This window comes from Stenotrophomonas sp., assembly GCF_032103445.1.
Taxonomy (GTDB): Bacteria; Pseudomonadota; Gammaproteobacteria; order Xanthomonadales; family Xanthomonadaceae; genus Stenotrophomonas.
Genome location: NZ_DAMDFR010000115.1, coordinates 1 through 6518 on the forward strand (window position 1 = coordinate 1; position 6518 = coordinate 6518).

Sequence of the window (6518 nt, forward strand, 5' to 3'; positions counted from 1 at the left end):
GCGGGTGCCGTCGACGGCGCTGCGGGCAACTGCGCTGCGATCTGCTCCCATACCCGTGCCGGCGGCAGGCGCTCGGCAGGCAGTGCCCGCAGCTGCGCCTGCAGCACCGGGTCGGACGCATCGTCGTGGATGTGATCGTTCATGCGGGTTCTCCCAACTGCGCGCGCAGCAGTCCGCGCGCACGATGCAGATGTGCTTTCGAGCTGCCCACCGCCATCTGCAGCTGGTCGGCAATCTCGTGGTGTTTCCAGCCTTCGATGTCGTGCAGCACCAGTACGGCACGCGCGCGGGGCGGCAGGGTTTCCAGCGCGCGCTCCAGATCCAGCGCGGTGCCGGCGCAGCGCTGTGGCCCCGGCAACTGCTCCAGCAGCTCCACGCCTTCTTCAATGTCAGCCTCGCGGCCTGCCTGGCCGCGCAGTTCCATCAGTGCCGCATTCACCCCCAGCCGGTGCAGCCAGGTACCCAGGCTGCTTTCGAAGCGGAAGCCCGGCAGTGCACGCCAGGCCTGCAGGAATGCATCCTGCAGGGCGTCCTCTGCACGTGCGGCATTGCCGCCGCACAGCCGCCATAACACCGCATACAGGCGCGGCGAATGGCGCCGGTAAATACGCTCATAGGCACCGGTATCGCCCGCCACCGCCGCACGCACCAGCGCGTCGTCATCGGCGTTGTGGCCTTCGGTGGTGGGCGGCGGAAGCATGGTGGTGTCGAGCATATCCCTTGGATGCCAGGGCGCGGAAAAAGGTTTAGCCGACATGCACACGGATCGGATTAAACCTTTTTCACGGGGCGCGCATCCAATCCTGCATCCCCCGCAGTGCGCGCCGTCGCGCGGAGTCGCCATGCCTTCCCACTGCCTTGCCCTGTTGTTGTCTCTGGTGAGCGCCTGCACCCTGCCGTGGAGCCCGCTGACAGTGCGGGTTTTGCTGGCCCCGCACCCGGACCTGTGCGTCCAGTACGATGCGCAGCCCCCGCTGTGCGGCTCAAAGCTGGTCGCCCTGCTGTCCCACCCATGGCACCTGCGGGTCTCCGCGGTCACGGACGCAGCGTAAGATGCAGGGCCCCCTGTCTTACGCTGCACGCAAAGGTTTCACCCATGAAAGACCACCTGCCCGTCTGGACCCACGCGTGGCTGCACTACGCGGTTCCTGCCCTGCAGATCCTCGGCACCCTGCTGGTTGCCTGGCTGCTGCGCCTGATCGCCCGGCGGGTCATACGGCGCATTGCCGAGCACTACACGCTGCCGCCGGAAATGGTGATGGGCGCGCGGCGGGTGTTCACCTTCGTGGTCTACTTCACCGCCCTGCTGGTCATCCTGAACATCGTCGGGGTATCGGCCACCGTGTTATGGACCGCCTTCACCGGCTTTGCCGCGGTGGGTGCGGTAGCGTTCTTCGCTGCATGGAGCGTGTTGTCGAACATCTTCTGCACGCTGCTGATCTTCACCACCCGCCCGTTCCGCCTGCACGACTACATCGAGGTGCTGGAGAACGGTGAGAAGCCCGGGCTGAAGGGCCGGGTGATCGACATCAACCTGATCTACTCGACGCTGCAGGAACACGGCGAAGGACACGAAGGCACGGTGCTGCAGGTACCCAACAACATGTTCTTCCAGCGTACGGTGCGCCGCTGGCGCGATCCGTCGCAGGCGCCGGGTGGCATACAGGGGGACGGCTGACCGTCAGCGCAGCTGGCTGTCCTTGGAGCCACGCCGGTTGTAGCCGGCGTTGTCGTGTTCGGCGGCGTCCTGTTCTTCCTGGCAGGCAATGCACAGGCGCACGCCGGGCACGGCCCTGCGCCGCGCCTCGGGGATGAGGGCGTCGCAGTGTTCGCAATGGGTCAAGCCCGGGCCCTGTCGCAACTGGGCGCGGGCGCGCTGGATGGCGTCGTCGACGGTGGCGTCGATCTGGTCCTGGACCGCGCCGTCTCCTGCCCAACCGGTTGCCATGAGGCGTCTCCCGACAATGGATCAGACGCCCAGCATAGCCCCGCGATGACGCGGTGAGCTGCCGCGCGGCTGAATGCAGGCCGCGCGGGTGAACGGTTCAGCCCGCTTACCAGATCAGGTCGTCCGGCACCTGGAACTGGGCGTAGTAGGCGTCGTCTTCGGCATTGCCGGTGCTGGGCTCGTCATGGCCCTTGTTCTGGCCGTTGTCGAGCACGATCACCGCGGCATCGCGCTCGCGGATCTTGTCGGCGGCGGCACGCGGCACCAGCTCGAACCCTTCGCCGAAGCGCACGATCACCAAGCTGCCGGCCGCCAGCTGGCGGCGCAGGGCGGCATTGACCAGCAGGGTGCGGATCAATGTGCCGTCGTTGAAGCGGTACTCGCTGTCACCCTCGCGGGCGACCTTCTGGGTTTCGATGATCTGGCGGATCTGCGCCTTGCGCTCCTGCGCCTGCGCACCGGCCTTGCGTTCGGCCTCGATGGCACGGTCGCGTTCAGCCTTTTCCGCACGCAGGCGGTCGGCTTCGCGCTGGCTGTCGGTAGGCGCTGCGGGGCCTTTGCCGTGCCGCGCCTTTTCCTGCTCGCGCGCGGCCTGGGACACCTGGGACTTCTTCACCAGGCCGGCCTTGAGCAGCTGCTGCTGCAGGGGGTTACCCTTTGCCATACGCTTTGTGTCTGTATCTACTGGAATCCGGGAGCCATCATACCGTCATGACCCCCTTGAAGTACCTTGCCGGTTACCCCGCCGCCCTGCAGCAGCAGGTGCGGGAGCTGATCGCGGCCGACCGCTTGGGCACCTGGCTGCAGCAGCGCTATGTGGAACCGCATGAGGTACGCAACGACCGCCAGTTGTATGACTACACGCAGGCACTCAAAGAGCGGTATCTGCGTCAGTCGGTGCCTTTGTCCAAAGTGATCTACGACAGCAGGCTGCAGGTGCTCAAGCATGCACTGGGCACGCATACGACCGTCTCGCGGGTGCAGGGCAGCCGTCTCAAATCCAGCCGCGAGATCCGTATCGCAACCGTGTTCCGCGAGGCACCCGCGCCGTTCCTGAAGATGATCGTGGTCCACGAACTGGCCCACCTGAAGGAATCGGATCACAACAAGGCCTTCTACCAGTTGTGCACCCACATGGAGCCGGACTATCACCAGTTGGAATTCGGTCTGCGGATGTACCTGACCCATCTCGACGCCCGGCCGGACTGAGGTGCCGTACACTCCCCGCCCGCATCCGCTACCTGCTGCCTGCCCCATGACCGACCCGATCCGACTCGACAAGCGCCTCACCCAGCTGCTGGGCTGCTCGCGCGGTGATGCCCAGCGCTACATCGAAGGCGGCTGGGTGACGGTGGACGGAAGCGTGGTGGAACAGCCGCAGGCGCTGGTCACCGACGAACTGGTGGCACTGCGCGAGCATGCCGAGGCCGGTCGCACCGCGTCGGTCAGCATGCTGCTGCATAAACCCGCTGGTACCCGTGCCGACCAGCTGTGCGCCCTGGTCACACCCGACAGTCGCAGCGACCTGGACGCTACCGGCGTGAATCTGCTGCAGCGCCACTTCCACGGCCTGCAGCTGGGCATGGCGTTGTCAGCCGAAGACAGCGGCATGGTCGTGGTGAGCCAGGACGGCCGCATGCTGTCGTTCCTGAAAGACCGCAGCCCGACGCTGGAACAGGAGTATGTGGTGGAGGTCAGCGGCGAACTGGCCCCCTATGGCCTGGCGCGGCTGGCGCATGGCCTCAGCTACCGGGGCCGGGCGCTGCCACCGTGCAAGGTCAGCTGGCAGAGCGAGACCCGGCTGCGCTTTGCGATCAAACCGGTGCAGCCGGGCCAGTTGCGCGACATGTGCGCGCAGGTGGGGCTGCAGGTGGTGAGCATCCGCCGCCTGCGCATCGGCCGCGTTGCAATGGGCAAGCTGGCTCCGGGCCAGTGGCGTTACCTGGCACCGGACGAGCGGTTCTAGACCCATGCGCCGCCTGCTGCGCTGGGTCATTCTGCTGCTGGCCCTGGTGGCGCTGCTGGTGCTCAGCGGCCTGCTGCTGGCCGACCACCTGACGCCCAAGGCGATGGGCACGCCCAGCACGTCATTGCCGCTGCAGCCCGCCCAGAGCGCCATCGACCGCGAGGTGGAGCGGCTGCAGGCACTGCACCCACAGCAATCAGGTGTTGCGTTTCTCTCAGACGGACTTGAGGCGTATGCCGCGCGTGCGGTCATCACCCGGCATGCGGCGCGAAGCCTGGATCTGCAGTACTACATCTGGCACGACGATCTCATCGGCCACCTGATGGTGCAGGAACTGCACCAGGCCGCCGAACGCGGCGTGCGCGTACGCATCCTGCTTGACGACATGAACGCGCACGACAAGGACGCGTTGATGATGGCGCTGGATCAGCACCCCAATATCGAGATCCGCCTGTATAACCCGTTCCGCAACCGCGACGGCCTGTGGCGGCTGGTGGAAATGGTGCAGCGCTTCTTCAGCGTGAATCACCGCATGCACAACAAGGCGTGGATCGCCGACGGCCGGGTCGCCATCGTCGGCGGCCGCAATATCGGCGAGGAGTATTTCAGCGCGCGTCCCGATGTGAACTTCCGCGACCTCGACCTGCTGGTGGCCGGGCCTGCGGTGGGCCAGGCCAGCACCCTCTTCGACGACTACTGGAACAGCGAAACGGCCATACCGATTGCCGCATTGGCTTTCCATACGCCCGCGCAGTTGAAGCTGCTGCTGCGCGAATTGGCCAACGAAGCGCGCCTGGAAGGTGCGCAGCCTTACCTGCAGCGCGTGGAGCAGTCGCCCACCGCGCGCGCGTTCTTCCTGGAACCTACCCGCCTGCACTGGAGCGATCGGGTCGAGATTGTGTCCGATCCGGCAATGAAGCATCAGCGGGACGACCGTGAGCGCTGGCTGGTGACGCGTCTGGTGCGTGAACTGGAAGCGACCCGTCACAAGGCGTTGCTCATCTCTCCTTACTTCGTGCCTGGCGATGAGGGCACAGATGGATTGACCGCACTTGTCGCGCGCGGTGCCACGGTTGGCATCGTGACCAACTCGCTGGCCGCCAATGACGTGGCCGCCGTGCACGGCGGTTACATGCACTACCGCGCGCCGCTGCTGCGCGGTGGCGTGCATCTGTACGAACTGAAGGCGCATGGCGGCAGCGACGGCGGCGGCCTGTTCGGCAGCAGCGGAGCCAGCCTGCATACCAAGGCCTTCGTGCTGGATGACGCACGCGGGTTTGTGGGGTCGTTCAACCTGGACCCGCGCTCGGCTTACCTCAACACCGAGATGGGCGTGCTGTTCGACGATGCGGTCCTGGCGGCGCAGCTGCGTGATGAATTTCTGCGCCTGGCGGCACCGGAGCAGAGCTACTGGGTGGAGCTGGATGCAGGTGGCGGCGTGCGCTGGCTGGATCGTGCCGCACAGCCGTCGCAGCTGCTGGACAAGGAGCCGGATGCGTCGTGGTGGCAACGTGCCAGCGCGCGGGTGATCAGCTGGCTGCCGCTGGAGTCGCAGCTGTAACCATCATGCCCTGCGTGGCTGTGCGGTTTTTCAGCCACGCAGGGCGTGGCTCTACGGGTCGGTCGCCTCGTCCTCGAGCGTTTCCACACCTCGCCCATGCAGCCGTCGCCAGATCCACTGCAGGGCATGTGGCGGCGTGTCGTCCAGCTGTTCCAGCAGCGCCAGGGCCTGCGCCTGCCCGATCTGGCCGTGGCGGCACAGCAGGCTGGCAGCGGCCGCCGCGCGGGCGAAGCGCAGGCTGCCGGCCAGACCTCCCTCCGGAGGGTCGGTGTCGCGCAGCAGCGCGTCATGAACGGCCGGCGGCAGTTCCCATGCGGCAGCGATGCGACTGGCCACGGGCAGGGTCCAGGTGTCGAGCAGGGCGCTGGCCAGCGCCTGCGAGGGCGGCGCGTCTGAATGGCGGGTGCCTGCATCCAGCAGGTGCCGCATCACCAGGGCCGCGCCCAACCCCTGGGTCAAGCCCATCCATTGCGCCGCGAAACCATCTTCCCCGGTGACCCGCCGGGCGTGGTCGGCCGCCGCGCGCGACGCCAGCAGCGCGTGCTCCCAGATGACCGTGCCGAACTGCGGGAACGCCTCGCAATGCAGCTGCATCACTGGTTGCACCAGTACCGCGCTGATGATCTGGCGGATGCCGTCGGTGCCGACCAGGGTCACAGCGCGCTGCAGGCTGTCCACCGGCTTGGCCTGCAGCCGGTACAGCGGGCTGTTGGCGATGCGCAGCAGGTTGCCGGTCAGCACCGGGTCCTGACCGATGATCACTGCCATGGCGCGTGCCGAGGCATCGCTGTCGTTCACGGTCTGGATCAGCTGCGGCAACAGCTGCGGTCGTCGCGGAAGATGCCGGGCCGACCAGTCCTGGGCCTCCAGGGCCTTGACCACCGCATGCCGCAGCGCCGTTTCGTCGGCCACCGGCACGGCCTGCCGACCGCCGCTGCGCGGCACCAGCGCCAGGGCATGCAGCCCGGCCTGCAGGATCGACGTGGCCTCCCCGCTCGGCGGCTGAACCTCGCGCAGGGCGGACTCCGTCCGTTCGGCCGGCC

The 6518-nt window shown here is 67.0% G+C and carries 9 protein-coding genes; 5 read left to right on the top strand and 4 right to left on the bottom strand.

Going from position 1 to position 6518, the window contains the following annotated elements; translation table 11 throughout:
* Positions 1 to 139: 139 nt before the first annotated feature.
* Positions 140 to 715, bottom strand: coding sequence for a sigma-70 family RNA polymerase sigma factor (locus tag RT551_RS20890; protein WP_313462048.1), 576 nt, complete (start codon positions 713 to 715; stop codon positions 140 to 142).
* Positions 716 to 842: 127 nt separating this feature from the next.
* On the opposite strand from RT551_RS20890, the gene RT551_RS20895 reads away from it, so the two are divergent.
* Positions 843 to 1052, top strand: coding sequence for a hypothetical protein (locus tag RT551_RS20895; protein ID WP_313462051.1), 210 nt, complete (start codon positions 843 to 845; stop codon positions 1050 to 1052).
* Positions 1053 to 1096: 44 nt separating this feature from the next.
* The gene (locus RT551_RS20900) at positions 1097 to 1678 is read left to right on the top strand and encodes a mechanosensitive ion channel family protein (RefSeq protein ID WP_313462053.1); all 582 of its coding nucleotides are present in this window, start codon (positions 1097 to 1099) and stop codon (positions 1676 to 1678) included.
* A 3-nt stretch (positions 1679 to 1681) separates the two neighbouring features.
* Here the strand turns inward: RT551_RS20900 and RT551_RS20905 are convergent, their stop codons facing one another.
* Together RT551_RS20905 and RT551_RS20910 are read right to left on the bottom strand one after the other, a co-directional pair.
* On the bottom strand, positions 1682 to 1948 hold the full coding sequence (locus RT551_RS20905; protein WP_313462055.1) for a DksA/TraR family C4-type zinc finger protein: 267 nt from the start codon (positions 1946 to 1948) through the stop codon (positions 1682 to 1684).
* A 106-nt stretch (positions 1949 to 2054) separates the two neighbouring features.
* Positions 2055 to 2612 (bottom strand): DUF2058 domain-containing protein, encoded by a 558-nt coding sequence (locus RT551_RS20910; protein ID WP_313462057.1) that lies wholly within the window; start codon positions 2610 to 2612, stop codon positions 2055 to 2057.
* A 47-nt stretch (positions 2613 to 2659) separates the two neighbouring features.
* On the opposite strand from RT551_RS20910, the gene RT551_RS20915 reads away from it, so the two are divergent.
* The 3 genes from RT551_RS20915 to RT551_RS20925 are packed head-to-tail and all read left to right on the top strand — an operon-like array spanning position 2660 to position 5475.
* Positions 2660 to 3157: a M48 family metallopeptidase gene (locus RT551_RS20915; RefSeq protein ID WP_313462060.1), complete on the top strand. Its 498-nt coding sequence runs from the start codon at positions 2660 to 2662 to the stop codon at positions 3155 to 3157.
* 46 nt (positions 3158 to 3203) lie between these two features.
* Entirely contained in the window at positions 3204 to 3914 is a 711-nt protein-coding gene (locus tag RT551_RS20920) for an rRNA pseudouridine synthase (RefSeq protein WP_313462063.1), read from the top strand.
* 4 nt (positions 3915 to 3918) lie between these two features.
* On the top strand, positions 3919 to 5475 hold the full coding sequence (locus RT551_RS20925) for a phospholipase D family protein (RefSeq protein ID WP_313462066.1): 1557 nt from the start codon (positions 3919 to 3921) through the stop codon (positions 5473 to 5475).
* A gap of 51 nt (positions 5476 to 5526) precedes the next feature.
* Here the strand turns inward: RT551_RS20925 and RT551_RS20930 are convergent.
* The coding region (locus tag RT551_RS20930) for an HDOD domain-containing protein (RefSeq protein WP_313462069.1) at positions 5527 to 6518 on the bottom strand (992 nt) is incomplete at its 5' end.